At 58.4% G+C, this 24,966-nt stretch carries 30 protein-coding genes, 1 other RNA gene and 1 riboswitch; of the genes, 24 read left to right on the forward strand and 7 right to left on the reverse strand.

Annotation, left to right across the window (positions count from 1 at the left end; genetic code table 11):
* The first annotated feature begins 1 nt into the window (after position 1).
* The 24 genes from BQ5462_RS07355 (at position 2) to BQ5462_RS07470 (ending at position 18,629) form a co-directional block, all read left to right on the forward strand.
* Positions 2–700 carry a tRNA (adenine(22)-N(1))-methyltransferase gene (locus tag BQ5462_RS07355; protein ID WP_071142711.1) on the forward strand — a complete coding sequence of 233 codons (699 nt, stop codon included), beginning with the start codon at positions 2–4 and terminating at the stop codon, positions 698–700.
* Complete coding sequence (locus BQ5462_RS07360) at positions 687–1,508, forward strand: Nif3-like dinuclear metal center hexameric protein (protein ID WP_071142712.1); 822 nt, start codon at positions 687–689, stop codon at positions 1,506–1,508. Before BQ5462_RS07355 ends, BQ5462_RS07360 begins: the two co-directional genes overlap by 14 nt.
* A 15-nt stretch (positions 1,509–1,523) precedes the next feature.
* Positions 1,524–2,447 (forward strand): 3'-5' exoribonuclease YhaM family protein, encoded by a 924-nt coding sequence (locus BQ5462_RS07365; protein WP_071142713.1) that lies wholly within the window; start codon positions 1,524–1,526, stop codon positions 2,445–2,447.
* Between the two features lie 35 nt (positions 2,448–2,482).
* An RNA gene (rnpB, locus tag BQ5462_RS07370) (RNase P RNA component class A) lies at positions 2,483–2,823 on the forward strand.
* 45 nt (positions 2,824–2,868) lie between these two features.
* Positions 2,869–3,186 carry a thioredoxin gene (trxA, locus tag BQ5462_RS07375; protein ID WP_071142714.1) on the forward strand — a complete coding sequence of 106 codons (318 nt, stop codon included), beginning with the start codon at positions 2,869–2,871 and terminating at the stop codon, positions 3,184–3,186.
* 21 nt (positions 3,187–3,207) lie between these two features.
* Positions 3,208–4,149 (forward strand): glycosyltransferase family 2 protein, encoded by a 942-nt coding sequence (locus BQ5462_RS07380; RefSeq protein WP_071142715.1) that lies wholly within the window; start codon positions 3,208–3,210, stop codon positions 4,147–4,149.
* A gap of 42 nt (positions 4,150–4,191) precedes the next feature.
* Positions 4,192–4,314: riboswitch (cyclic di-AMP (ydaO/yuaA leader) on the forward strand.
* Positions 4,315–4,336: 22 nt separating this feature from the next.
* Positions 4,337–5,044 (forward strand): C40 family peptidase, encoded by a 708-nt coding sequence (locus BQ5462_RS07385; RefSeq protein ID WP_162840532.1) that lies wholly within the window; start codon positions 4,337–4,339, stop codon positions 5,042–5,044.
* A 359-nt stretch (positions 5,045–5,403) separates the two neighbouring features.
* Positions 5,404–5,934 (forward strand): TlpA family protein disulfide reductase, encoded by a 531-nt coding sequence (locus BQ5462_RS07390; protein WP_071142716.1) that lies wholly within the window; start codon positions 5,404–5,406, stop codon positions 5,932–5,934.
* The gene (locus BQ5462_RS07395; protein ID WP_071142717.1) at positions 5,934–6,626 is read left to right on the forward strand and encodes a cytochrome c biogenesis CcdA family protein; all 693 of its coding nucleotides are present in this window, start codon (positions 5,934–5,936) and stop codon (positions 6,624–6,626) included. The genes BQ5462_RS07390 and BQ5462_RS07395 overlap by 1 nt, the downstream gene beginning before the upstream one ends.
* 163 nt (positions 6,627–6,789) lie before the next feature.
* On the forward strand, positions 6,790–7,383 hold the full coding sequence (locus BQ5462_RS07400; protein ID WP_071142718.1) for an Asp23/Gls24 family envelope stress response protein: 594 nt from the start codon (positions 6,790–6,792) through the stop codon (positions 7,381–7,383).
* Positions 7,380–7,901, forward strand: a complete 522-nt coding sequence (amaP, locus tag BQ5462_RS07405) for an alkaline shock response membrane anchor protein AmaP (protein WP_071142719.1) — start codon at positions 7,380–7,382, stop codon at positions 7,899–7,901. Before BQ5462_RS07400 ends, amaP begins: the two co-directional genes overlap by 4 nt.
* A 15-nt stretch (positions 7,902–7,916) precedes the next feature.
* Positions 7,917–8,141, forward strand: coding sequence for a DUF2273 domain-containing protein (locus BQ5462_RS07410; protein ID WP_071142720.1), 225 nt, complete (start codon positions 7,917–7,919; stop codon positions 8,139–8,141).
* Positions 8,142–8,156: 15 nt separating this feature from the next.
* On the forward strand, positions 8,157–8,576 hold the full coding sequence (gene nusB, locus BQ5462_RS07415; protein WP_071142721.1) for a transcription antitermination factor NusB: 420 nt from the start codon (positions 8,157–8,159) through the stop codon (positions 8,574–8,576).
* Positions 8,566–9,525, forward strand: coding sequence for a Kae1-like domain-containing protein (locus BQ5462_RS07420; RefSeq protein WP_071142722.1), 960 nt, complete (start codon positions 8,566–8,568; stop codon positions 9,523–9,525). The genes nusB and BQ5462_RS07420 overlap by 11 nt, the downstream gene beginning before the upstream one ends.
* Positions 9,522–10,736 carry an exodeoxyribonuclease VII large subunit gene (gene xseA / locus BQ5462_RS07425; RefSeq protein WP_071142723.1) on the forward strand — a complete coding sequence of 405 codons (1,215 nt, stop codon included), beginning with the start codon at positions 9,522–9,524 and terminating at the stop codon, positions 10,734–10,736. Before BQ5462_RS07420 ends, xseA begins: the two co-directional genes overlap by 4 nt.
* Before the next feature lie 4 nt (positions 10,737–10,740).
* On the forward strand, positions 10,741–10,989 hold the full coding sequence (gene xseB / locus BQ5462_RS07430; RefSeq protein ID WP_071142724.1) for an exodeoxyribonuclease VII small subunit: 249 nt from the start codon (positions 10,741–10,743) through the stop codon (positions 10,987–10,989).
* Positions 10,986–11,867, forward strand: a complete 882-nt coding sequence (locus BQ5462_RS07435) for a polyprenyl synthetase family protein (RefSeq protein WP_071142725.1) — start codon at positions 10,986–10,988, stop codon at positions 11,865–11,867. The genes xseB and BQ5462_RS07435 overlap by 4 nt, the downstream gene beginning before the upstream one ends.
* 22 nt (positions 11,868–11,889) lie before the next feature.
* Positions 11,890–13,767 (forward strand): 1-deoxy-D-xylulose-5-phosphate synthase, encoded by a 1,878-nt coding sequence (gene dxs, locus BQ5462_RS07440; RefSeq protein ID WP_071142726.1) that lies wholly within the window; start codon positions 11,890–11,892, stop codon positions 13,765–13,767.
* Positions 13,764–14,567, forward strand: a complete 804-nt coding sequence (locus BQ5462_RS07445; protein ID WP_071142727.1) for a TlyA family RNA methyltransferase — start codon at positions 13,764–13,766, stop codon at positions 14,565–14,567. Before dxs ends, BQ5462_RS07445 begins: the two co-directional genes overlap by 4 nt.
* Positions 14,568–14,582: 15 nt before the next feature.
* Positions 14,583–15,461 carry an NAD(+)/NADH kinase gene (locus BQ5462_RS07450; protein ID WP_071142728.1) on the forward strand — a complete coding sequence of 293 codons (879 nt, stop codon included), beginning with the start codon at positions 14,583–14,585 and terminating at the stop codon, positions 15,459–15,461.
* Between the two features lie 14 nt (positions 15,462–15,475).
* On the forward strand, positions 15,476–15,931 hold the full coding sequence (gene argR / locus BQ5462_RS07455) for an arginine repressor (protein ID WP_071142729.1): 456 nt from the start codon (positions 15,476–15,478) through the stop codon (positions 15,929–15,931).
* Between the two features lie 4 nt (positions 15,932–15,935).
* On the forward strand, positions 15,936–17,654 hold the full coding sequence (recN, locus tag BQ5462_RS07460; protein ID WP_071142730.1) for a DNA repair protein RecN: 1,719 nt from the start codon (positions 15,936–15,938) through the stop codon (positions 17,652–17,654).
* Positions 17,638–18,192, forward strand: a complete 555-nt coding sequence (locus tag BQ5462_RS07465) for an NUDIX hydrolase (protein ID WP_071142731.1) — start codon at positions 17,638–17,640, stop codon at positions 18,190–18,192. The genes recN and BQ5462_RS07465 overlap by 17 nt, the downstream gene beginning before the upstream one ends.
* Before the next feature lie 176 nt (positions 18,193–18,368).
* Entirely contained in the window at positions 18,369–18,629 is a 261-nt protein-coding gene (locus BQ5462_RS07470; protein WP_071142732.1) for a stage V sporulation protein S, read from the forward strand.
* 193 nt (positions 18,630–18,822) lie between these two features.
* On the opposite strand, the gene BQ5462_RS07475 is transcribed toward BQ5462_RS07470, so the two are convergent.
* The 7 genes from BQ5462_RS07475 to BQ5462_RS07505 all read right to left on the reverse strand — a co-directional run bounded on the left by BQ5462_RS07475 (position 18,823) and on the right by BQ5462_RS07505 (position 24,779).
* The gene (locus tag BQ5462_RS07475; protein ID WP_083378107.1) at positions 18,823–19,797 is read right to left on the reverse strand and encodes an ABC transporter substrate-binding protein; all 975 of its coding nucleotides are present in this window, start codon (positions 19,795–19,797) and stop codon (positions 18,823–18,825) included.
* Positions 19,798–19,830: 33 nt separating this feature from the next.
* Entirely contained in the window at positions 19,831–20,523 is a 693-nt protein-coding gene (locus tag BQ5462_RS07480) for an ABC transporter ATP-binding protein (RefSeq protein WP_071142733.1), read from the reverse strand.
* Positions 20,510–21,265 carry an ABC transporter permease gene (locus BQ5462_RS07485; protein ID WP_071142734.1) on the reverse strand — a complete coding sequence of 252 codons (756 nt, stop codon included), beginning with the start codon at positions 21,263–21,265 and terminating at the stop codon, positions 20,510–20,512. The genes BQ5462_RS07480 and BQ5462_RS07485 overlap by 14 nt, the downstream gene beginning before the upstream one ends.
* Positions 21,246–21,524 (reverse strand): TM1266 family iron-only hydrogenase system putative regulator, encoded by a 279-nt coding sequence (locus BQ5462_RS07490; RefSeq protein WP_071143343.1) that lies wholly within the window; start codon positions 21,522–21,524, stop codon positions 21,246–21,248. Before BQ5462_RS07490 ends, BQ5462_RS07485 begins: the two co-directional genes overlap by 20 nt.
* Positions 21,525–21,627: 103 nt before the next feature.
* The gene (locus BQ5462_RS07495; protein WP_071142735.1) at positions 21,628–23,187 is read right to left on the reverse strand and encodes a tripartite tricarboxylate transporter permease; all 1,560 of its coding nucleotides are present in this window, start codon (positions 23,185–23,187) and stop codon (positions 21,628–21,630) included.
* Positions 23,188–23,206: 19 nt separating this feature from the next.
* Positions 23,207–23,665, reverse strand: coding sequence for a tripartite tricarboxylate transporter TctB family protein (locus BQ5462_RS07500; RefSeq protein ID WP_071142736.1), 459 nt, complete (start codon positions 23,663–23,665; stop codon positions 23,207–23,209).
* Positions 23,666–23,783: 118 nt separating this feature from the next.
* The gene (locus BQ5462_RS07505; protein WP_071142737.1) at positions 23,784–24,779 is read right to left on the reverse strand and encodes a Bug family tripartite tricarboxylate transporter substrate binding protein; all 996 of its coding nucleotides are present in this window, start codon (positions 24,777–24,779) and stop codon (positions 23,784–23,786) included.
* Between the last annotated feature and the right edge of the window lie 187 nt (positions 24,780–24,966).

A 24,966-nucleotide genomic window follows, 5' to 3' on the forward strand; every position in this document is an offset into this window, starting at 1 on the left:
CATGAATTTCGGACCTCGATTGGAAGCGGTTGCGGCTCTGGTGCCACCCTGCCACAGGCTGGTGGATGTGGGGACCGACCACGCTTACCTGCCGGTGCTACTGCTGCAGCAGGGCAGGATCCAAAGCGCCATTGCCGGGGATGTGGTGCCGGGGCCCTGTGATGCTGCCCGGCATACGGTCCGGTCTTTCCACCTGGAAGACCGGATTTCTGTACGTCAGGGAAGCGGCCTGACCGTGGTCCGGCCCGGCGAGGTGGAAGCGGCCGTCATGGCCGGCATGGGGGCTGAGACCATGCTGCAGATCCTGAGAGAATCTCCGGAAATCTGGCAGCATCCCGGCTTCCGTCACCTGATCCTGCAGCCCATGAGCGACAGCGAACGACTGCGCCACTGGGCGGAGGACGCCGGCTGGGCCATCTGCAGGGAAGACCTGGTGGAAGAGGGGGGGCGGCTGTACGAGCTGCTGCACCTGACCCCTTCCCCGGGCTGGAAATACCCCGGAGGCTGCTGGGAAGTGGGGGATGATCTGGTGCGCCGGAACCATCCCCTGCTGCCCGCCCTGCTGGCGGAACGGTGTGCCAAATACCGCCATCTGCTGGAACAGATGGACAAAAGTCCCCGGGCCAGGGCCAGCGAACGATATGCAACCTACCGTACCATTCTGGAACAACTGGAGGCATTGGAGAATGGAAGAAAATAAGGAAAAAGAACTGAAAGAAACCACCGTTACAGACATCTGCGTTTTCATGAACGAGATTGCTCCGGTGGAATATGCGGAAAGCTGGGACAACCCGGGCCTTCTGCTGGGCCATCTGGGCCAGCACGTGCACAAGATCATGGTGGCCCTGGACCTTTCTGTGGAAGTGGCAGAACAGGCCATCCAGCAGGAATGTGACATCATCATCACCCACCATCCCTACTATTTCAATCTGCCCAAGACCCTGGCGGTCACCGACACCAAGATGGAAGTGCTGTACGAACTGATCAAGCACGACATCGCCCTGTATGCGGCCCACACCAACCTGGATGCGGCCAAAGGCGGCGTCAACGACGTCCTGGCTGCCCGGCTGGGCCTGGAAGACGTGACGGAGATTCCCCGGAAGGACTGCCCGGAACAGGGCCTGGCCCGGATCGGGGTGCTGGATGCGCCCATGGACCTGAAAGATTTTGCGGAAAAAGTGAAGGAAGATCTGGGGGCTGACCATCTGACCTATGCCGGCGGCGAAGAACCGGTGTACAAAGTGGCCGTGGTCGGTGGCAGCGGTGCGGACTTCATGGAAGATGCCCTGGCTGCCGGGGCCGATACCCTGGTGACCGGCGATCTGAAGTACCATGTGGCCCAGAAGGCCCTGGACCTGGGGCTGAACGTGGTGGACGGCACCCATCAGCTGACGGAATCCCCGGTGGTGAACAAGCTGGCAGCGGTGCTGGACGCCTGGTGCGAAGAATCCGGCCGTCATTTCGAAGTGGTACGCGCCGAAGAGGCCCGGATCCTGCAAACGGTGTAAGGGAGCGATTGGACAATGATCAAGGATCTGCAGTTGGGGAATGCCATGGAACAGCCCTGTCTGGTGCGGCTCCAAAAGGTGGGCACGTCCTCCAATGGCAAGCCGTATGCCAAAGGCCTGCTGGAAGACAACAGCGGGTGCATTCCCTTCATCTGTTTCGAAGCCGGTCCCATCGGCCGGCTGCGGGCCATGGAACAGCCTTCTCCCTACCTGATCGGGGGCAAGGTGGACCTGAACAAGTATTCCAGCACCATGGCCTACCAGGTGATCGTACACCAGGTGCAGACCGTACCGGAAGGGACGGACCTCTCCTGTCTGCTGCCCAGTGGCCACATCGACCTGGAAAAATACCAGGAGGAATTCCACACTTTTGTGGGGCGCATCCACGATGAAGCCCTGCGGAAACTGGTGGAAGCCATGTTTGCCGGGGAAACCTGGAAGCGGTTCATCCGGAACCCGGCGGGTATGCGGCTGCACCACGCCTATGTGGGCGGTCTGCTGCACCACACGGTGTGCGTGACCCGTCTGGCGGTGGCCATGTGCGGCGCCATCGGGAACGTGGACCAGGATCTGGTGATCGCCGGGGCCCTGCTCCACGATATCGGCAAACTGCGGGAGATTTCCGCTGACCTGGGCTTTCCCTATACCACGGAAGGCCGCCTGATGGGGCACATCTCTATCGGAGCCATGGCCGTGGACCGGATGGCCCGGCGCATCCCGGAACTGCCGGCAGCCAAACGGGAACAGCTGCTCCACATCATCCTGAGCCATCATGGGGACCAGGAGAAGGGTTCTCCGGTGGTGTGCGCCACCCGGGAAGCTTTCATCGTCCATTATGCCGACGAAGTGGATTCCATCATGAATCAGTTTCACGAAAAAGAACGGCCTGAAAGCTGGGAATACGATAAAATGTTACAGCGGTATCTGTGGAAGGTTTGACGAACCAGGCCCTCCTATGGTATCATTCAATATCGTGAGTGCGGAAAGATAATCGCGGCAGCCTCTGGCTGATGAGGAAAGTCCGAGCTCCGCAGGGCAGGATGCTGGATAACGTCCAGTGGGGGCGACCCTAAGGAAAGTGCCACAGAAAACAAACCGCCGGCTTTGCCGGTAAGGATGAAACGGTGCGGTAAGAGCGCACCAGCGGCCAAGTGATTGGTCGGCTTGGTAAACCCCATCCGGAGCAAGACCAAATAGGGAAGGGATGAAGCGGCCCGCTGATCCTTCCGGGTAGCGTCGCTTGAGCCTGTCGGCAACGGCAGGACTAGATAAATGATTATCACTAACAGAACTCGGCTTACCGGGCACTCACAACTTTGTTCATAACACCTTGCGTTTTTGCGTAGAGGAGGAGATACAGATGGATATGATTCAGATCGGTGATGCAGCCGGCTTTGAAAAGCTGGTACAAAACAGCGAAAAACCGGTGCTGGTGGATTTCTGGGCAACCTGGTGCGGTCCCTGCCGCATGGTGGCTCCGGTCATCGAAGATCTGGCCGGGGAACATACAGAAGTGCAGTTCGCCAAACTGGATGTGGACCAGGTTCCGGACATCGCCCTGCGGTTCAATGTGGCAGCCATCCCTACGGTGGTGCTGTTCAAGGCCGGCAAGGAAGTGCAGCGGTTCGTGGGTGTGCAGCCCAGAAGCGTGTACGAACAGGCACTCAAGGCATTGTAATTTCTGAGAGGAAGACGTTGCATGAAGAAGGTTTCTTTTGTAGTGCCCGTCTTCAATGAAGAGGAGAATATCCACGAGTTCTACAGGCGCCTTACGAAAGTAATGGCGCCTTTGCCGTATGATTACGAAATCCTGTTCATTGATGATGGTTCCAAAGACCATACGTCCCAGCTGGTGAGGGAACTGGCGCAGCAGGATCCCCATGTCCAGGGATACGTGTTTGCCCGGAACTTCGGGCATCAGCTGGCCCTGACCTGCGGGCTGGATCAGAGCAACGGGGATGCGGTGATCTCCATGGATGGGGATCTGCAGCACCCGCCGGAGATGATTCCCCAGCTGCTGGAAAAGTGGGAACAGGGGTACGAAATCGTCCAGACGGTACGCAAGGCCACCGAGGACGCCACCTGGTTCAAGAACATAACCTCCCGCTTATATTACAAGCTCATCAACTCCATGAGCGAAGTGCGCATCACCCCTGGGGGCAGCGATTTCCGGCTGATGGACCGAAAGGCCGTGGATGCCCTGAACCGATTCCGGGAACGTGCCCGGTTCATCCGGGGCATGGTGAACAACCTGGGGTTCCGGACCACTACCCTGGAATTCGTGGCGCCGCCCCGGTTTGCCGGCCATTCCAAGTTCAGCCTGAAGAAGATGCTGCGGTTCGCCCTGGATGGTATCACGGCCTTTTCCCGGGTGCCCCTGCGGCTGGCCCTGTATGTGGGATGCGTGGCAGGGCTGTGCAGCCTTCTGCTCCTGCTTCATGTCATTTATGTGAAATATGTGGAGCAGGATGCCGTACCGGGCTGGACCACCCTGGCCTGCGCGGAATTCTTTCTGGGCGGTGTGGAGCTGATCGGCATTGGGATTGTGGGTGAATACGTGGGTCGGATCTTTGACGAAGTGAAGCAGAGACCTTTGTATATCATTCGTGAACATATCGTGAAAACTGCTGACAAGCAATAGACATCGAATAAGGGAATTGTTATAATAAAAACCGGCAAAACTAAATTTAAAAAGCCGAATCACAGCAATGTGAACGGGGGAACCAAAGTGGGGTTAATTTCTTCGGAATAGGGCATCTCGACCCGCACCCGGCAGCTAACTTCGTAGGCGTAATCGAGAGGATGTGTTCATTATATTTAGGAGGATGATGCTGGGCGTAGTACTGGCGGCGGCCACCACGGCGGCTACAGTAGTACCGATGCAGAACGTATTTGCCAGTTTCAAGCAAGGCCAGTCAGGGCCGGAAGTGGCAGCCATCCAGGAACAGCTGTTGATGGAAGGCTACGATATCGGGATCCCTGATGGGGTATATGGGGCCCGGACCGTGTCTGCGGTAAAGAAATATCAGGCCAGCATGGGCCTGAAAGCAGACGGGATCATCGGGGACTTTACCTATAAGAAATTAATGGGCAAAAATATGCCCACCCGTCGGCAGCTGCACGACAACCGGGGAAGCTATGGCGGTTACGGCTATGGCAACTATGGCAGCGGTATGGCAAACCAGCTGATCAGCGTCGCCTATGATTATGTAGGCGTGCCTTATGTATTCGGCGGAACCACTCCCTGGGGGTTCGATTGTTCCGGGTATACCCAGTACGTGTTTGCCCAGATGGGAATCGACATCCCGCGGACGGCAGATGCTCAATATTATGCCTACCCGAAAGTTTCGTCTGACGACCTGCAGCCGGGGGATCTGGTGTTCTTTGAAACCTACGAACCAGGTCCGTCCCATTGCGGCATCTACATCGGCAACGGCCAGATGCTGCAGGCAGGGAGCAGCACCGGCGTCACCGTATCCAACGTGTTCGGCGGATACTGGGGTGCAAGATATATCGGAGCGGCAAGAGTCCTGTAAGGACAAAGGAAATACGCCAGCAGAACATATTCTGCCGGCGTATTTTTTGTGCCAGCGTGTAGAACCCACCACCATTGCGCCAGGGCGCAACGGTCCCCCGCCCTTGAAAAGGGCGGATACCCCTATTGTCGCCGGGTGGCGTTGCCCGGGGATCGGATCTTTTTGAACCAGATGCCGGCAGCAAGCCCAAACTCCCATCAGAAACCTGGCACCCCGATCCACGAGTATCCGCCCTTCATAAGGGCGGGGGACCATGCGAATGCATGGTGGTGGGTTCAACGACGGACACTCCCTCCTTGTCACCCTGCTGCCCTCCATGGTATACTGTAACTAAAATAATTTCACTTACGGAGGTCATTATGAAACACAAACTCTTCATCCCTGTTCTCCTGACTGCTTTCACCCTTCTGCTGGCCGGGTGCGGAGAAAAATCCTCCGGGGCCCAGGGCAGCGGAGCCGCTGCACCCATGGCGTCTTCCTCGCAGCAGGCTGTGGCCCCGGGGTTTGCGCTGGACGATCTTTCCGGTACCGAGCATAGGGTAAAGCCCGGTGACGGCAGGATCTATGTGATCAATTTCTGGGCCACCTGGTGCCCGCCCTGCCGGGCCGAATTCCCGGAAATGGACCAATTTGCCAAAGCCCATAAGGACAGGGTGGCTTTCTATGCCCTGAACGTACAGGAAAGCGGTGACAAGGTCCAGGGCTTCCTGCAGGACAATGGCTACACCCTGCCGGTGCTTCTGGACAAGGATGGCCGGGCGGCCCGTCTGTACAGCGTACGGGCCATCCCCACCACCGTGATCCTGGACGAAAAAGGCCATGTGCTGCTGCGGCAGGAGGGGATGGCTACTGCCAGGCAGCTGGAAGAGGCCCTGAAAGGGAGGCTGTAATGGGCTCCCTGACTTTGGGCGCCGCTTTTGCCGGTGGGCTGCTGTCCTTTGCGTCCCCCTGCGTGCTGCCTCTTCTGCCCACGTTCCTGCTGCTGCTGGCTGGTTCCAGCCCATCTCGGCCGGGAAAAGGGCGGGGGACCCTGCTGGTGAATACCCTGGCCTTTCTGGCCGGGTTCACGGTGGTGTTTTTGGCCATGGGCGCCACGGCAACGGCTCTGGGCCGGCTGGTGCTGGCGTACTGGAGCGTGCTGGAAAAAGTGGCCGGGGTGGTGCTGATTTTGCTGGGCTTGTTCCTGTCCGGTCTGTGGACACCGCTTTTTTTGCTCCGGGACCGGCGGCCTTTCCTGCAGAAAAAGCGGCAGGGAACCCTGGGTTCCTTCCTGCTGGGGGCCAGTTTCACCCTGGGCTGGACGCCCTGCACCGGGCCCATCCTGACCACGATCTTACTGGCCGCCGGCAGCCAGAAAACGGTGGAGCAGGGGGTGGTGCTGCTGCTGGCCTATGCCCTGGGGTTCGCTTTGCCGTTCTTCCTGGCGGCTCTGTTCTGGCAGCGTCTCAGTCCTGCCCTGCACAAGGGGTACTCGTGGCTCCCCCGGATCCAGAAAGCCGCAGGGGCGTTCCTGCTGCTGTTCGGAATTTTGATGGTCAGCGGACAGACAATGAGACTGATGGGAATGCTGAATGGTTTATAGGGATCATACGCCAGGGAGAAAATCCGCCCTTTCGAGGGTGGATTTTTTGTGCTGCGCATTTTCACCTCTGCCAATGGAGCGCTGTTGCACTATCCCTTCTTCTCTACTTATGGTATAATAATATGATTCAAAGTGTATAAACTTTCGTTTGAGGAGAAAGCCTATGAACGACGATGAAGAACTGAAACAGACGCAGCCGGAAGGAGAAATCCCCGCCCCGGACGATGATATGGGCGCCATCAAGGTGGCTGACGAGGTACTGAGCATCGTGGCCGGCCTTGCTGCTTCCGAGGTGCCCGGTGTCTACGGCATGAGCGGTGGCATCCGGGAAGGGCTTACGGACATGCTGGGCAAGCAGAACTTTTCCAAGGGCATCAAGGTCTATACGGAAGGACACACGGTGCGTGTGGAGGTCCACGTGATCATCACCTACGGGTTCAACATCCCCGACGTGGCCATCAAGCTCCAGGAAAAGGTGAAGGAAGCGGTGGAATCCATGACGGGGTACGAAGTGACCGGCGTGGACATCCACGTGGAAGGGGTCAAGAAAAAGAAGGAAAAGAGCCAGATCGACCGGGACAACACCGATGAGCTGGTGAAAAAATGGGAAGAAGAGCCGGAGGAACCTGCAAAACTGGCCGGTATCCTGCCGGAACCAGAAAATGCCCCTGCAGGGGAAGGGGACCGGGAAGAGGCGCTGGCTGAGCCACAGCCGGCGGAAACCACTGAGGAAGAGACTTCGGGGGGAGAGAAATGAGCATTTTCGACCGGATCATTTTGACGCTGTATACCATCATCATGGGAGTGGTAGCGGTGCTGACCATCATTGTCAGCGTGAACGCCATCCCTCTCAACGACCTGGTGGCTTTTGCCACCCGGGTGCCGGGCCGCTGGGAATATACGGTTTCCGGCGCCGTGGTGCTGCTGGTAAGCTGCCGGCTGCTGTTTGCCAGCTGGAGCCGGGGCGGCAGCAATGACCTGACCTTCGATAACGAACGGGAAGGGAAGATCCATGTGAGCCAGAGAGCCATGGAAGACTATATCTCCGGCTTTACCAACGATGTCTACGGGGTCTTCGGTTCCAAGACCCGGGTGAAGCTGCTGAAGGATAACCAGCTCAGTGTGCGGATCAACGCCTCCATCGAGCCGGGGATCAACATCCCGGACACCACCGATGAGGTGAAACGGACGGTGAAAAAGAACATCAGGAACGTGGTCGGCGTGGACGTGGCTGATGTGGCCGTCTATTTCAAGCACATCAAAGCCAAGGAATAGCTGGAGGAATGGACCATGTGGCAGGAAATATTGCGTAAATTGTTTATGACCAGTCGGTGGCGCATCATTGGAGCGACCGTGGGCCTGGTGGTGGGGATCCTGTTCCTTCTTCTGGGTTTTTTCCGAACGGTGTTCCTGCTGCTGTGCATCGGCATCGGGTTCTATATCGGCTATAAAATGGATGCAGGGGAAGATCTGGTGGATCTGCTGGACAACCTGCTGCCTCCGTACCATAAATAAAGGAGTACAAATCGTATGAGTAGAAGAGAAGCACGTACCATTGCCTTGAGAAGCCTGTTTGCCCTGGATTTCAACGGAGACCAGTCTGTGGAAGATACGGTGCAGTTCATGGCGGCGGAAGATGACATCCACGATGCCAACGAAAATGATCTGGCCTATGCCCTGACCCTGGTACAGGGGGTGCGGGACCATCTGGCCGACCTGGACGGAGAACTGGACACCCTGAATCCGGACTGGAAGCTGGAACGGATGAATGGCATCGACCGGAATCTGCTGCGCATGGCCGATTTTGAAATCTATTACAATGCGGAAAAGGTCCCTGCCCCTGTGGCCATCAACGAGGCGGTGGAACTGGCCAAAGTGTATGGGGGAGACGAATCTCCGGCCTTTGTGAACGGCCTGCTGGGGAGCCTGGTGAAGAAGCATGCCCAATAAAGAAGTGGTACTGGGGCTGGATACCAGCTGCTATACCACCTCTGTGGCCCTGATGGACCTGACCGGGTCTCTGGTGGCCGATGTGCGGCGCCTGCTGACGGTGAAACCCGGCCATCGGGGCCTGGCCCAGTCAGAAATGGTGTTCCAGCACACCCGGAATTTGCCGGACCTGGTGGAACAGCTGGATCTGACCGGGCTTACGGTGCGGGCCATCGGCGTCAGCGCCAAACCCCGGCCCCGGGAGGATTCCTATATGCCGGCCTTTCTGACGGGGCTGGGTCTGGCCCGGAGCCTGGGAAAAGTGCTGGGCATCCCGGTCCACCACTTCACCCACCAGCACAACCACATGTATGCGGGCCTGTGGTCCGTGGGCAAAGAGGCGCCCGACCGGTTCCTGCTGGTACACATTTCCGGCGGGACCACGGATTTCCTTTTGTGTGAAAAACAGGCGGACGGGCACTTTACCCTTTCGCCCCAGGGCACCAGCATCGACCTCCATGCCGGCCAGTTCATCGACCGGGTGGGGGTGGCCCTGGGTCTTTCCTTTCCCTGTGGTCCCCATCTGGAAAAACTGGCACAGCAGGCGGCAGAGCCCTATCCCCTGAAGGTCTGGACGCAGGAAGCCCAGCTCTCCTTATCGGGCCCCTGCAGTCAGGCGCTGCGGGCAGTGGAGAAGGGTGCGGATCCGGCCAGCCTGGCGCTGGGAGTGGAACGGGCCATCAGCCGGGGGCTTTCCCGGACTCTTTTTTATGTGTGCCAGCAGGAAAATCTCCACCAGGTGCTTCTGGCAGGAGGTGTCAGTGCCAACGGCGAGCTGCGGCGCCAGATCGGGGACTATCTGCAGAAACGGCAGATCGAACTGTGGGCCCCGGACCCGAAGTACAGCGTGGACGGTGCCGTGGGCAATGCCTGGGCGGCCGTGCTGGAAGAAAGGCAGGCGGGGGTATGACCACCATTGCAGGAAAAGTCTATACGGTATCGGAAGTGAACCGGATCCTGAAGGGACTGATCCGGCAGGAGCCGGAATTCAGCAACCTGCAGATCCAGGGCGAAGTATCCAACTTTCGCCAGTATCCTTCCGGCCATTGTTATTTTGCGCTGAAGGATGGCAAGACGCTGCTGAAATGCGTCATGTTCGCCGGCAGTGCCCGGTGGCTGAAGCAGCTGCCGAAAAACGGGGACCAGGTGCTGGGCCTGGGCCGCATTGACCTGTACGAGCGGGACGGTGCCATCCAGTTCTATGTGGATATGCTGATGCCCCTGGGAGCCGGCAACCTGATGGTGGCCTACGAGCAGCTGAAGCAGAAACTCAGTGCGGAAGGGCTGTTCGATGAAAGCCGCAAGAAGCCGATCCCGGCCTATCCCAAAACGGTGGGCATCGTGACCAGTCCGGCCGGGGCGGCTGTGCGGGACATCATCAACGTGTCCGGCCGCCGGGATCCCTCGGTGAAGCTGCTGCTGTACCCGGTGAAGGTGCAGGGCACGGAGGCGCCCCCGGAGATCATCCACGGTATCCAGTTCTTTAACCGCCACAAGCTGGCCGACGTGCTGATTGTGGGCCGGGGCGGCGGTTCCATGGAAGACCTGTGGGCCTTCAACGACGAGGGTGTGGTGCGGGCCATTGCCGCCTCGGACATCCCGGTGATCTCGGCCGTGGGCCACGAAATCGACTTTACCCTCAGTGACTTTGCCGCCGATCTGCGGGCACCCACCCCTTCAGCAGCTGCGGAACTGGCCGTGCCGGAACGCAGCGGCGACCGGGAGCTCCTCTCCAAGCTGGTGCGCCGGCTGGAGCGGGCCATGGACGTGAAATTGTCCAGCAGCGAGACGGCCCTGGAGCGACTTACAGAGGAATGGGTGCTGACCCATCCGGAGCGGCTGTGGGAATCGGCCAGCCAGGCCCTGGATACCCTGGACCGGCGGCTGGAACTGGCCGCCCGTGACAAGCTGACGAAGAAGGATCAGAAACTGCAGCTCCTTGCCACGAAGCTTACGGCCCTGGACCCCTACGCAGTGCTGCGACGGGGCTATACCATAACAGAAAACCACCGGGGACAGGTGGTGCGCAATGCCGCCCAGCTGCAGCCCGGCGATACCCTGGTGACCCGGTTCACCGAGGGGACGGCTGTCTCCACGGTGGCTGCGGTGAAGGAAGGATAAAACAATGCCCAGAAAGAAAGCAGAAACGGTTTCCTTTGAAGATGGCCTGAAACGGCTGGAAACCATTGTGGAACAACTGGAAAGCGGGGACCTGCCCCTGGACCAGACGGTGGCCCTCTACAAGGAAGGCATGGAGCTGAGCAAAAACTGTGCCGCCCAGCTGAAGAAGGTCCAGCAGGATGTAAAAAAAATCGTAGAGACCAGCCAGGATGAATTTAAGCTGGCGCTCTTCCCGAAGGAGAACGAACAATGAACTTGGAACTGAGAAGCTATTTGCGGAACCGCGGGGCTCTGGTCAACGGATATTTGCGGGTGCGCCTGGGCGTGGGCAGCATTTCCCCGGTGGATGAAGCCATGATGTACTCTGTGGCAGCAGGGGGCAAACGGCTGCGGCCGATCCTGCTCATGGCGGCGGCCGATGCGGTGGGCGCCAACGGCACGGATTTCGTTTCCGTGGCGGCCGGCCTGGAAATGATCCACACCTATTCCCTGATCCACGATGACCTGCCTTCCATGGACAACGACGATTACCGCCGGGGCCGTCTGACCAATCACAAGGTATTCGGCGATGCCATGGCGCTTCTGGCTGGGGATGGCCTTTTGACCCAGGCCTTTGAAGTGATGCTGGAACAGCGGGGTGTGGACCCGAAAGTACTGCTGCAGGTGGTGCAGCTGGTTGCCAAATGCGCCGGCCCCACCGGTATGGTGGGCGGCCAGGCCCTGGACATCACCAGCGAGGACAAACCTCTGACCCTGGAACAGATGAAGCAGCTCCACGAAGCGAAGACCGGTGCCATGTTTGTAGCAGCCGTCCGGGGCGGAGCCATGCTGGGCGGTGCCGATGCCGATACCCTGCGGATCATGACGAAATTCGCGGGTCTCTTCGGCCTGGCCTTCCAGATCACCGACGACATCCTGGATGTGGAAGGGGATGCCAAGGTCATGGGCAAACCGGCCCACAGCGACGAAAAGCTTCACAAATCCACCTATGTTTCCCTGTTCGGGCTGGAAAAAGCCAAAGAAATGGCGGCCGATACCCTGAAACAGGCCGAGGAAACCCTGGCCCCTCTGGGTGAGAAGGCCCAGCCTCTGGTAGAGATCACACGCTATCTGTACAACCGGAAAAAATAAGAAACAGGGGGGACGGAGCCTTATGAGAATCTTACCAACCATACACGCACCGTCGGATCTGAAAAAGATACCCAATGGGGAACTGCCGGAACTGTGCCAGGAGATCCGGGACGAGATCCTGGAGGTTACCAGCAGAAACGGGGGCCATCTGGCACCCAACCTGGGAGTGGTGGAGCTTACCGTAGCCCTCCATAAGGTATTCTCCATGCCCCGGGACAAGATCGTGTGGGATGTGGGGCATCAGTCCTACGTCCACAAGCTGCTCACCGGGCGTCTGGAACAGTTTCCTACCCTGCGGCAGTACGGGGGCCTGTGCGGGTTCCCCAAACGGAGTGAAAGCCCCTACGACTGCTTCGGCACCGGGCACTCCAGCACCTCCATTTCGGCGGCCCTGGGCATTGCCTGTGCCCGGGACCTGGCCGGGGAGGACTACAATGTAATCGCCGTAATCGGGGATGGGGCTCTGACCGGCGGGGAGGCCATGGAAGGCCTGAACAACGCCGGGGACCTGCACAAGAAGCTGATCGTGGTCCTGAATGACAACGAAATGTCCATTTCCAAAAACGTAGGAGCCCTGTCCAGCTATCTGACGGAGCTGCGCACCGATCCCAAGTATTCCCGGGTGAAATCCGATGTGGAGACTTTCCTGAAAGGACTTCCTTCCATCGGGACCAGCGTGGCCCGTACGGTGGAACGGCTGAAGAACAGCTTTAAGTATTTCTTTGTGCCGGGCATGCTGTTCGAGGATTTCGGATTCAAATACCTGGGGCCTGTGGACGGTCATGATCTGCCCGCCCTGATCGAGACCTTCGAAAAGGCAAAGACCCTGAACGAGCCAGTGTTCATCCACGTGCTCACCACCAAGGGCAAGGGCTACAGGCCGGCAGAACAGCGGCCCAACGCCTTCCACGGTACGGGGCCCTTTGACATCCCAACCGGAAGGAAGCTGACCAGGCCGGATGCCCCGCCCAGCTACACCAAAGTGTTCAGCGACGCCCTGGTGGACCTGGCGGAGAAGGACCGGAAGGTAGTGGCCATTACGGCAGCCATGCCGGAAGGTACCGGGCTGGATGTGTTCGGTAAATTCTACCCGGACCGGTTCTTCGATGTGGGCATTGCCGAACAGCATGCGGTGACCATGGGCGCCGGGCTGGCGGCCAATGGCTACCATCCGGTGGTGGCCCTGTATTCCACCTTCGCCCAGCGGGCCTTCGACCAGCTGCTCCACGATGTGTGCATGCAGGAACTGCCTTTTACCCTGTGCCTGGACCGGGCGGGGCTGGTGGGAGACGACGGTATGACCCATCACGGGGTATACGATCTGTCGTACCTGCGGCTGATGCCCAAACTGGTGATGATGGTCCCCAGGGACGAGAACGAGCTGCGGCACATGCTGAAGACCTCTTTGGAATATCCGGGGCCCAGCAGTCTGCGGTACCCCAGAGGGTCCGGCCTGGGCGTGCCTCTGGACAAGGAGATCCATGCCCTGCCCATCGGAAAGAGCGAACGGCTGCAACGTGGTACGGATGTGGACCTGTGGGCGGTGGGCACCATGGTGGATACGGCCCGGAAGGCGGCCCGGCTGCTGGAACGGCAGGGAATCTCCGCCGGAGTGGTGGACGCCCGGTTCGTGAAACCTCTGGATGAAGAAGCCCTGGTGGCTGCCGGCCAAAAGGTGAAATGCATTGTGACCCTGGAGGAAAACGCTCTGATCGGAGGCTTTGGGGAAGGGGTGCTGGAAGCCCTGAACCGTCATGGAGCCCTGCGGCACTGCCGGGTGCTGAACCTGGGCATCCCGGACAGATTCGTGCTCCACGGCAAGCGGGAACGGCTGCTGGAGGATTTGAAGCTGGATCCGGAAGGCGTGGCAGAAACGGTCAAAAAGGAATTGGATCAATGAAAAAAGAACGTTTGGATGTATTTTTAACAGAACAGGGATTATTTGAATCCCGCAGCAAGGCCCAGGCCGTGATCATGGCAGGAGAGGTGCTGGTGAATGACCAGAAGATCGACAAACCCGGCACTATGGTGAAACCGGATGCCAAAATCACCCTGCTGGGCAAGAAAATGCCCTTTGTGAGCCGGGGTGGCTATAAGCTGGATAAATCCCTGAAGGTGTTCCCCATCAGCCTGGAAGGCAAGGTGGTGGCCGACCTGGGAGCCTCCACCGGCGGCTTCACCGACTGTGCCCTGCAGCACGGAGCTGTGAAGGTATATGCCGTGGACGTGGGCTACGGCCAGCTGGCCTGGAAACTGCGCCAGGATCCCCGGGTGGTGAACATGGAACGGACCAACGTCCGCTTTCTGGAAGCCGATTCCCTGGGGGAGCTGGTGGATGCCATCACCATCGACGTGGCGTTCATCTCTCTGGACAAGGTGCTGCCCAGCGCCTATAAGATCCTGAAGCCGGACGGCTTTGTCATTGCCCTGATCAAGCCCCAGTTCGAGGCGGGACGGGAAAAAGTGGGCAAGAAGGGCGTGGTCCGGGATCCGGCCGTGCATCTGGAAGTCATCGAAAACGTGGTGAATATGGCCCGGGAGCTGGGCTTTGTGCCCCTGGGACTGGACTTTTCACCCATCCGGGGACCGGAAGGCAATATCGAATATCTGTTCTATATGGGGAAACAGGGGGAGGATGCCATCACGCCGGAAACCATCCAGGCAGTGGTCAGAGCCTCCCACGAGACCCTGGAGAAATAAAGAGGGGGAATAACTATGGAAAAGCGGCTGCGGATCGGGATCTTTCCCAATCTGCCCAAGGAAAAGGTACGGGCCATCCTGCCCAAAGTGGTGGAATTCTGCCGACAGCAGGAAATTCCCATTGCCTTTCCCCGGGAGATTGCAGGGACCTACGGGGTCATGGGCTATGACCAGGAGGATCCGGCCAGTCTCAGCCAGCTTTCCCTGGCCCTGACCCTGGGCGGCGACGGTACCATCCTGCGGGCTGCCCGGTATGTGACTCCTCTGAACATCCCCCTTTTGGGGGTGAACATGGGCAAGCTGGGCTTTCTGACCGAAGTGGGGGCCCCGGACCTGTACATGGCCCTGCTGAAAATGAAGCAGGGAGACTACACCCTGGAAAAACGGAACATGCTCCAGCTCACGGTATGGCGAGGCGAAAAGATGACCTGCAAGGCCCACGCTCTGAACGATATGGTGCTGGAAAGCGCCGACCGCTCCCGGCTGACCCGGCTGAGCCTGAAAATCGCCGGCGAACCCACGGCCAACGCCCCCAGTGACGGGCTGATCATCTCCACGGCCACAGGTTCCACGGCCTATTCCCTGTCCGCCGGCGGGCCGGTGGTCCATCCCAGCCTGAAGGTAAGCCTGATCACCCCCATCTGTCCCCACGCACTCCATGCGCGCCCTCTGGTGATTCCCATGGAGCATCCCATTGAAATCACGCCCCGGCCGCCCTACGAGACCATCCTGATTTCTGCGGACGGGATGACCGTAAGCCATCTGGACTGGGACCAGCGGGCTCTCATCGAAAAAAGTCCCAGTGACGCCCATTTCGTCCGCATCACCCCTCTTTCCTATTACGCCACCTGGCAGGAACGGATGCTGAAAAACGAGGGGCAGACCATTTTATAGGAGGTACCCAGAGCATGAAATTATCCAGACAGGAAGCCATCAAGAACATCATCAAGAACCAGGCCATCGAGACCCAGAGCGATCTGGCGGAAGCGCTGAAGAAGGCCGGTTTCAACGTGACCCAGGCCACCGTATCCCGGGACATCAAGGAAATGATGCTGATCAAGATCCCCGGAGAAGATGGCCGGTACAAATATTCCTTCCCCTCGGAAAACAGCAAGATCCTGACGGCAGAACGGCTGGAAGACACCCTGCGGAGCTACACCCTGACCATCAGCTCTGCCGAGAACCTGATTGTGCTCCACACCCTGCCCGGTACGGCCCAGGCCGTGGCCTATGCCCTGGACCACCTGAACTGGAAGGAACTGCTGGGCACCGTCGGGGGCGACGACACGGTGCTGCTCATCGTGGACAGCAAGGAAAACGTGGATGTGGTCAAACGCCGTCTGGTCGCCAGGAAGGCCCGGTAATCCCATGCTGACCAGTCTGGAAGTACATAATTTTGCCCTGATCGATCATCTGCGGGTGGATTTCACCCCCGGCTTCAATGTATTCACCGGCGAGACCGGGGCCGGGAAAAGCATCCTGATCGACGCCTTCAGCATTGTGCTGGGCAGCCGGGCCAGTGTGGATTATCTGCGGCAGGGGGCGGATGCCTACTGGATCCAGGCGGTATTCGACATCGAAGGGCTGGTGGCGGTCCACGACATCCTGCGGGAACTGGATCTGGACCTGGGGGATGATACCCTGTTCCTGCGCCGGAAGGTAACCGCCTCCGGCAAGAGCCAGGCCTATGTGAATGAACGACAGGTGCCGGTGTACGTACTGGCCCGGCTGGCTGCCCAGCTGGTGGATATCCACGGGCAGCACGAGAACCAGACCCTGCTGGCCCCCGGTGCGGCCCTTTCGGTGCTGGACAGCTACGACGCCAGCCTGCCGCCCCTTCTGGAACGGTACCAGGAAAAATTCGTGGCCTACGACAAGGCCCGGGAAACGGTGAAAAAGTGGCTCCTGAAGGACGCCCACCAGACCGAGGACCTGAAACGGTTGGAAGAGGAGATCCAGGAAATCGACGATGCCCACATCCAGCCCGGAGAGGACGAAGCCCTGCGGGAAACGGTGCGGAAGCTGAGCAACCAGGAGAAGATCCTCCAGGCGGTAGGGGAAGCCCATCACCTGCTGGAGGGCGGGGATGACACCATGCCCAGCGCCCTGGACGCCATCAACAACGCCCAGGCCACCCTGTCAGGGGTGGTGTCCTATGCGCCGGAACTGCAGCCCATCGCCGAGGAACTGTCCTCTGCCTGGGAATCCCTGGAGGATGTGCGCCAGAGCCTGGGGGACATCCTGTCCGCCGACCACGATGACCGGGAGACCCTGGAAGCGGCCCAGGAGCGGCTGGACCAGCTGTACCGGCTGAAGCAGAAGTACGGCGGCAGCCTGGAGGAAGTCCTGGCCTATCGAGAGAAGGCCCAGAACGAATACGAAGGACTGCTGAGCCTGGAATCCACCCTGGCCCGGCTGCGCAGACAGGAAGCCCTGCTGAAGGCGGAAATGCAGACCGAAGCCGACACCCTGACCCGGGCCCGGAAGAAGGCGGCCACCCAGCTGGTCAAGGACCTGCTGCCCCACATCCGGGATCTGGCCATGCCCGAAGGCCGGGTGGATCTGCAGTTCACCCGGCTGCCGGAATGCCACGGCAAAGGACAGGACCAGGTGGTGTTCCTGTTTTCAGCCAATGCAGGGATGGACCTGAAACCCCTGGGCCGGATTGCTTCCGGCGGGGAATTGTCCCGGTTCGCCCTGGCCCTGAAAACGGTGCTGCTGGAAAAATTCGGAGTGCCCACCATGATCTTCGACGAGATCGATACCGGGGTGGGGGGCGTCACCGCCCAGAAAATGGCCGAAAAAATGGCCCTGATCGCCCACCGGCGGCAGGTGCTGTGCATCACCCACCTGGCCCAGATTGCCTGCTTCGCCGACCGCCAGCTGTATATCAGCAAGAGCACGGAGCAGGGCAGCACCACCAGCCAGGTGCAGGTCCTGGATACCCAGGGACGCATCCAGGAAATCATGCGCATGACCGGGGGCACCAATGCCTCCCGGTCGGCCCGGGCCAATGCCAAAGAGCTGCTGGCCATGGCCGCGCAGTACAAGAAGAAGGAGTTTGGTAACCATGAAAACCATGCATGAGGATCGTTTGGACGAAACAGAGCTTTCCAGTGAGGAAGCCTTCAGCGGCAAACTGCTGCACCTGTTCGTGGACAAGGTGCGGCTGCCCAACGGGGACGGTGCTACCCGGGAGTACATCAAACACCCGGGTGCTGTGGGCATCCTGCCGGTGACGGAAGACGGGAGCATGGTGTTCGTGAAGCAGTACCGGTACCCTGTCCATTCGGTGATCTACGAGATCCCGGCAGGCAAACTGGAAAAAGGGGAGGAATTCCTGCCCAGTGCCAAACGGGAGCTGTCCGAAGAGACCGGTCTCACCGCCGACAGCTGGACCAAACTTACCTCCATCTGCACCACGCCGGGCTTTACTGATGAAACCATCCATCTGTTCCTTGCCAAAGGACTCCACCAGGGCCGGCAGCATCCGGATCCGGACGAGTTCCTGGATGTTGTAACCCTGCCCGAAGAAAAAGTGAGACAAATGGTCTTGACAGAAGACATCTTTGATGCAAAAACCCTTGCAGCGCTTCTTCTGTACTTCCTGAAAAAAGAATCCTGATAAAAAGTTCGTAATTCTTTTGTAAAATTAAAAATTAATGTAACCTTTTCCCAGAATATATGTTATAATATCCATAAATTGATTTTGGGAAACGTTAAGCGCCTCCGAGTCAAGATTGGGACAGGAGGGAATGAACGTTTTCCTGAAATCCCACAAAAAGATGAGGGGGAACAATCATGGATGTACTAAAAGTTTCGACAAAATCCAATCCGAATTCTGTAGCAGGTGCGTTAGCAGGAGTATTGAGAGAAAACGGCAAAGCTGAGATCCAGGCCATTGGAGCCGGCGCTCTGAACCAGGCCGTGAAAGCCGTTGCCATTGCCCGTGGGTTCGTGGCACCCCATGGTATGGATCTGGTCTGTGTCCCCGCATTCATCGATATCAACATCGACGGCGAAGAACGTACGGCCATCAAACTGCTGGTGGAACCGCGCTGAGTATGAAAAAACCGCTGCACAAGCTGCAGCGGTTTTTTGTCACTCGTCACTGGTCTGCAGTCTCTAGCTGGAGGATAAAATTTGCAGGCAAATTTTTTGAATAGATAACACAAAAGTAAAAGGACCCGTCCGTCAGGGCGGGTCCTTTCCTATGGCTAGTGGCTAGTGACTAGAGACTAGTGACTTTTTCAATTTATTTCACAAACAGCGCGTCCACGTCGACCTTCTTTTCCATCATGCCGGAGGCAACCAGGAAATCCTGGGTCTTCTTCAGGGATTCGATGGCTTCCGGTGTGATTTTCATACTGAAGTCATACAGCGGATACATGTCTTTGACCGCTTCCGGTTTCAGCTCGGTGGCCTTGGCGGTCATTTCCAGGGCCTTGTCCGGGTTCTTCTGCATGAAGTCCAGGGTTTCTTTCTGGACGGCCAGGAAGGTGTCCACCAGATCCTTGTATTCCTTGTAGAACTTGCCGCTGACAGCGGTCACCGTCAGGCCGGAAACCAGTCCTTCGCCGGTGGTCACCACATGCATGCCCTTCTTTTCGGCGTTGTAGGCCAGAGGGCCGGCCAGCAGGGCACAGTCAGCAGAACCGTTTTCCATGGCGGAAGCGGCGGCAGGCAGCCCCATGGAAACGAATTTCACGTCCTTCATGGTCAGGCCGGCCTTCTGCAGGTAGGCGGCCAGCAGTTCGTGGAGGATGGTGCCCTTGGGTCCGGCAATGGTCTTGCCCTTCAGGTCAGCGGCACTTTGGATGCTGCCGTCTTTGGAGAACAGTTTGAACGCTTTGGGAGCCTGGGAATACAGGCTGATGATCTTGATGTCGTTCCCGTTGGCCGCAGACAACAGCACAGAAGAACCGCCCACGCAGTTCAGGAACTGGATGTCGCCGCTGGCCAGGGCCGCCGTCTGATCGGCACCGGAAGTGATGGTGCTGTAGCCGGCGGTAACGCCTTTTTCCTTGAACTTCTTTTCAAAGCTCTGGTTGGCTTTTTCCACAATGGAAGGCACGTTCAGAGGCGCCTGCACATAGGTGATGCTCACCTTGTCCATTTTGGGGGCAGCGGCCTTCTGGGCCGTCTTATCGCTGCCGCAGCCGGCCACCAGGGTGCCCAGGGTCAGAGCCCCCACCGCCAGCCATGCCATCCACTTTTTTTTCATCATCATTCTGTCAGATCCTTTCTTTCTGGTTGGAGATTTTTATGCCAAAGCAGCCAGCAGGCTGCGTTTCGCCTTGATCAGTTCCGGAGAGAGCAGGTCACGGGGACCTGGCGGCAGGTGCATCTCCCGGGCAAAACGGCCCTGCCGGAGGATCAGCAGCCGATCCCCCAGGGTCAGGGCTTCGTCCACATTGTGGGTCACCAGCACGATGCCCCTTTTGAGTTGCTGCTGCATGGTCCGCAGTTCCTGCTGCAACTGGGCCCGGGTAAAGTAATCCAGGGCTGCAAAGGGTTCATCCATGAGGATCAGCTGGCTGTGCATGGCCAGAGTCCGGGCCAGGGAAGCCCGCTGCTGCATGCCTCCGGAAAGCTGGTGGGGATACTGGTCCGCCGCATCGGTCAGCTGCACCAGCTGGAGCCAGTGGTCGACCTCTCCGGGATCCGCCCTCCGGGGCAGGCCCAGGGCGATGTTCTGCCGGCAGGTAAGCCAGGGGAACAGCCGGGCCTCCTGGAACATCATACCCAGCTTCAGCCCTGCAGGACGCTTCAGGGTGCCGGAAGAAGGTTCCTCCAGCCCTGCCAGCAGACGGAGGAAGGTGGTCTTTCCGCACCCGGATTTGCCCAGGATCACCGTACATTCCCCGGTATCCAGGGTCAGGTCCAGGTCGTGGAGGACGGTGCGGGAGCCATAGACTTTGCTGATATGCTGTAAGGTGATTTCAGTTCCGCTCATACCGCAGCAGCCTCCTCTCCACCAGGGCGAACACCCCGTCCAGCCCCAGCCCCAGGGCTCCGATGGCCAGAATCCCGATGATCACCTTGTCGCTGCGGCTCATGGCCTGAGCGTCCAGGATCAGATACCCCAGCCCGCTGTCGGCGGCGATCATTTCTGCGCCGATGATGGCCCGCAGGCTGTAGCCCATGCCCACCCGCAGTCCGGTGAGGATGCCGGGGAGGGCCGCCGGAAGCCGGATCTTCCAAAGAGTCTGCCAGGGCGTGAACCCCAGCATCCGGCCCACTTCCAGCAGCTTCCGGTCGCACCGGCGGAATCCGTCGTCCATGTTCAGATACATGGGAAAAAACGAAGCCAGCACAATGATGATGGTCTTGGGCAGCTCCCCGATGCCGAACCACAGGATCAGGAGAGGAATCAGACTCAGGGGCGGTACGTGACGGAACACCTCCAGAAGGCCGCTGTAACAGTGCCGCAACCGGGGAAACAGCAGGTTCAGGCTGCTCAGGATGCAGCTGGCTGCAAACGCCCAGCCAAAGCCCCACAGGATGCGCCGCAGGCTGATGGCGATGTGTCTGGCCAGTTCCCCGTTGTGCACCATATGGATGGTGGTCTCCCACACCCGCTGGGGGGAGGGTAGGATGTAGCTGCTCCACAGGCCCTGGTCCGTGGCCTCCTTCCAAAGCAGCAACACCACCACAAAGGGAAGCAGGACCTGCAGTTTACTTCTCAGGGAGCCCATGATCCCCATCCACCTTTGCATAGGACGTCTTGGCCGTAACACCCTTCAGTTTGCCGATGCGTCCGGACAGGTTGCTGATGATGTCCTGGGGAGCGTCCAGCACCACGCTGATGATGTGGATGTTCCGGGCATGGTAGGGAATGCCCATCCGGCCGATCACATAGGGACCGAAATCATGCAAAATGGCGTTCAGCGCTTCCACCGCATCCGGGTCCTCCACAATAATGCCCAAAAGCGCCACACGGGTTTGTTCGTTCATATGAAAATCCTCCGAAACAAAATAGGGCTGCCGCATATGCGACAGCCCCTGATCATTTCCCTTGCGCATCTTCCATCGCAAGGGGCCTTTTGATGTGAGATGACTACTCTTTCTTCTCCTTTTCGGCTTCCCGGATCTCTTTGTCTTCTGCTTCCAGTACCGCTTCATCGGCTTTCTTTTCCTTCTTGAAGAGCTTCATCACAAAGGGGGAGAGCAGACTCAGCAGGCACAGGGCCAGCAGGATCTTGCAGATGTTGGTGGAGAGCAGGATGCTTGTATCGCCGCCTGACAGACTCAGGCTGCGGCGCAATCCTTTTTCGCCCAGAGGCCCCAGGATCAGGGCCAGCACCACCGCTGCCGTATTCATGTTGCATTTGCGCATCAGATAGCCGATGATGCCGAAGACGAACATGACCTTCACATCAAAGGCACTGTTGTTGATGGCAAAGGAACCCACCACGCACAGCACAAAGATGCTGGGGATCAGGATGGCATCGGACACCCGGGCAATCTTGGCAAACAGCCGGCAGCCCAACAGGCCGATGGCCAGCATGAAGAACTGGATCACCACGAAACCGCCAAAGAAAGTATACGTCATGGGAGCATACTTTGTAAAGAGTTCCGGTCCGGGCTGCAGCCCATGGATGATCAGCCCGCCCATCAGGACGGCCGTCACGCTTTCCCCAGGAATGCCCAGGGTCAGGGTGGGGATCAGAGAACCGCCGGTCACGGCGTTGTTGGCTGCTTCCGACCCGGCGATCCCTTCAATGGAACCTTTCCCGAATTCCTCCGGATGTTTGGAGAACCGCTTGGCTTCGTTATAGCCCAGGAAGCAGGCGATGGAGGCACCGGCTCCGGGCAGGATGCCGATGATGTTGCCGATGATCCAGCTGCGGATCACGGTAGGGGTGATCTGCTTCATTTCCTGCAGGCTCAGCATGATCCTGTCCTTGAAGTTGGCGGCTTTGGCCCGTTTCACAATGGCCTTTTCCGCCAGGATGAAGGCCTGGCTCATGGAGAACAGCCCGATCAGAGCGCAGGTGATGTTGATGCCGTTATACAGGGAATCCTGGCCGAACATGAACCGTTCCACCCCCTGCATGGGGTCCATGCCGATGGTGGAAAGTACCAGCCCGAAGGCTCCGCTCATCAGTCCCAGGATCATGGAATCGGTGTTGATGCCGGCGATAATGGTCAGGCCGAACAGGCTCAGCCAGAAGTATTCCGGGCTGCCGAATTCCATGGCCAGCCGGGCCAGGGCCGGGGCGAAGAAATACAGGGAAATGCAGCTCAGCAGACCGCCCCAGAAGGAGGCGATGCAGGCTGTGGCCAGCGCTTTCCCGGCCTTGCCCTTCAGGGTCATGGCGTAGCCGTCGATGGCCGTGGCCGCCGAAGCCGGTGTGCCCGGCGTGTGGATCAGGATGGCCGAAATGGAGCCCCCGAAAATGGCTCCGCAATAGATGCCACCCAGCATGATCAAACCGGCCGAAGGTTCCATCCCAAAGGTCAGGGGCAGCAGCAATGCCACGCCCATGGCCGCCGACAGACCCGGCATGCAGCCGATGATGATCCCCATGGTCACACTGGCGATCATGATGACGATATTCATGGGCGTGAGTGCGTTCAGGAACCCCATGGCCATCAATGCATATTGATTTTCCATTTGTCCATTCCTCCGCTTCTCACAGGATTTCTTCCAGCAGCAGCCCGTCCGGCAGCGGCACGGCCAGGAACTCGCTGAACACTACATAGATCAGGACCATCAGTACCGCAACGGTGATGGCCATATACTTTCCGGCAATGTGGAAATAGTGCATCATGCCAACCAGATAGATGATGGCAGAAAGATAGAAACCAACCAGGTACATGAGCACAAAGAAGCTGATACAGCCGAAGAAAAAGGTAAAGAACTGCCTGGACAGGAAGCCCTTCCAGACTTCTGGCAGGTCGTTGACCACTTTATAGTGGCCATGGCCGCTTACGCCCATCTTGACCAGCTGCATCAGGGTCAGCACGGTCAGAAGGCCGATGACGAATTTGGGGTAGCTCTGTGCCGCCGGAGGCAATTGCAGTGTTTCGTAAAAGAAGAAGGCACAGAACCCCAGCATAAAGATCACTACACTAAGTTCCGATTTTTTCATTTGATTTCACCTTTCTATCCGCCCATTGCAAGGGCGGGGGACCAGCCGTATGGCTGGTGGTGGGTTCTTATACAAAGGCCGGAAGCCGCCCTCCGGCAGCTCCCGGCCTGCCAGTCAGTCACGCATTGGTGTACAGCTTGCTGACCACGTCTTTGCAGAAGGTCATCTGTTCCTGGATCAGTTTGCCCAGTTCCTTGCTGTCCATGTAATGGAGTTCCAGTCCGGCGTTCTTGTGATCCCGGATGGTCTGTTCATCGGTCATGGTCATCTTGAAGGCGTCTTCGTAGAATTTGATGATGTTTTCCGGAGTGCCCTTCGGTGCCACCAGAGCACGGGCAGAACCATACCATTTGTTATAGTAGCCCAGTTCACCCAGGGTGGGGACATCCTTGTAGGCATCCAGCCGTTTTTCACTGAACACACCCAGCAGTTTCAGGGCAGGGTTGTTGCCGCGGATCAGAGGTTCCACATCGCCAAGTTTGGCGCAGGAGAAATCCACTTCGCCCTGACGCAGGGCCAGCAGCTGGTCAGCCGTACCGCCGTAGGGCACCGCATTGTATTGGAATTTGGCCGTGGTGGAAAGCAGTTGGGCCGCCGTATGGTTGGAAGCCTGCACGCCGTTGGTGGAAGCCTTCAGTTCGCCGGGATGGGCCTTGGCGTATTCCACCAGTTCCTTCAGGCTGTTGAACTTGCTGTCCTTCCGGACCACTACCACACCGGTTTCCTTCAGGTGGTTGCAGATGGGGACGATGCTCTTGTCATCAAAGGGAGCATTCTTGGCCAGGGCCAGGGTGGTGTAGGTGGGAAGATTGATGAAACCGATGGTATAGCCGTCCGGTTTGGCCTTGGCCAGTTCCGTCCAGCCGATTTTGCCATCCGCACCCGGTTTGTTTTCGATGACCAGGGTCTTGCCCACGAACTTCTCCGCGTCCTTGCACAGCACCCGGGCCCCGGTATCCGTACCGGACCCGGCCTTGTACGCAACGATCACCTTGATGTCCTTCTTGGGTTTCCATTCTCCCTGGTTCTTCTGGGCCGTCTTTCCTCCGCAGGCAGCCACCGCTACCGTCAGCGCACAGAGGGCAGAAGCCGCCAGCCATTTCTTCAGTTTCATAACAAGTTCCTCCTTTGTAAAGTATGTGTAAAAAAAGTGTAAAAACTTTGCAATCTTATTGTAGCATATTTCCGAACATTCGCCTACAGATAATTTAGAGTACTGTGACAGAACAGTAAAGTCACGGCCGGAATTCCTTTTCCAGATCCTCCGGCCATTTCCAGTTATTGTTTTATAAATTAATAAT

This window comes from Acidaminococcus timonensis, from assembly GCF_900106585.1.
In the GTDB taxonomy this organism is placed as follows: Bacteria; Bacillota; Negativicutes; order Acidaminococcales; family Acidaminococcaceae; genus Acidaminococcus; species Acidaminococcus timonensis.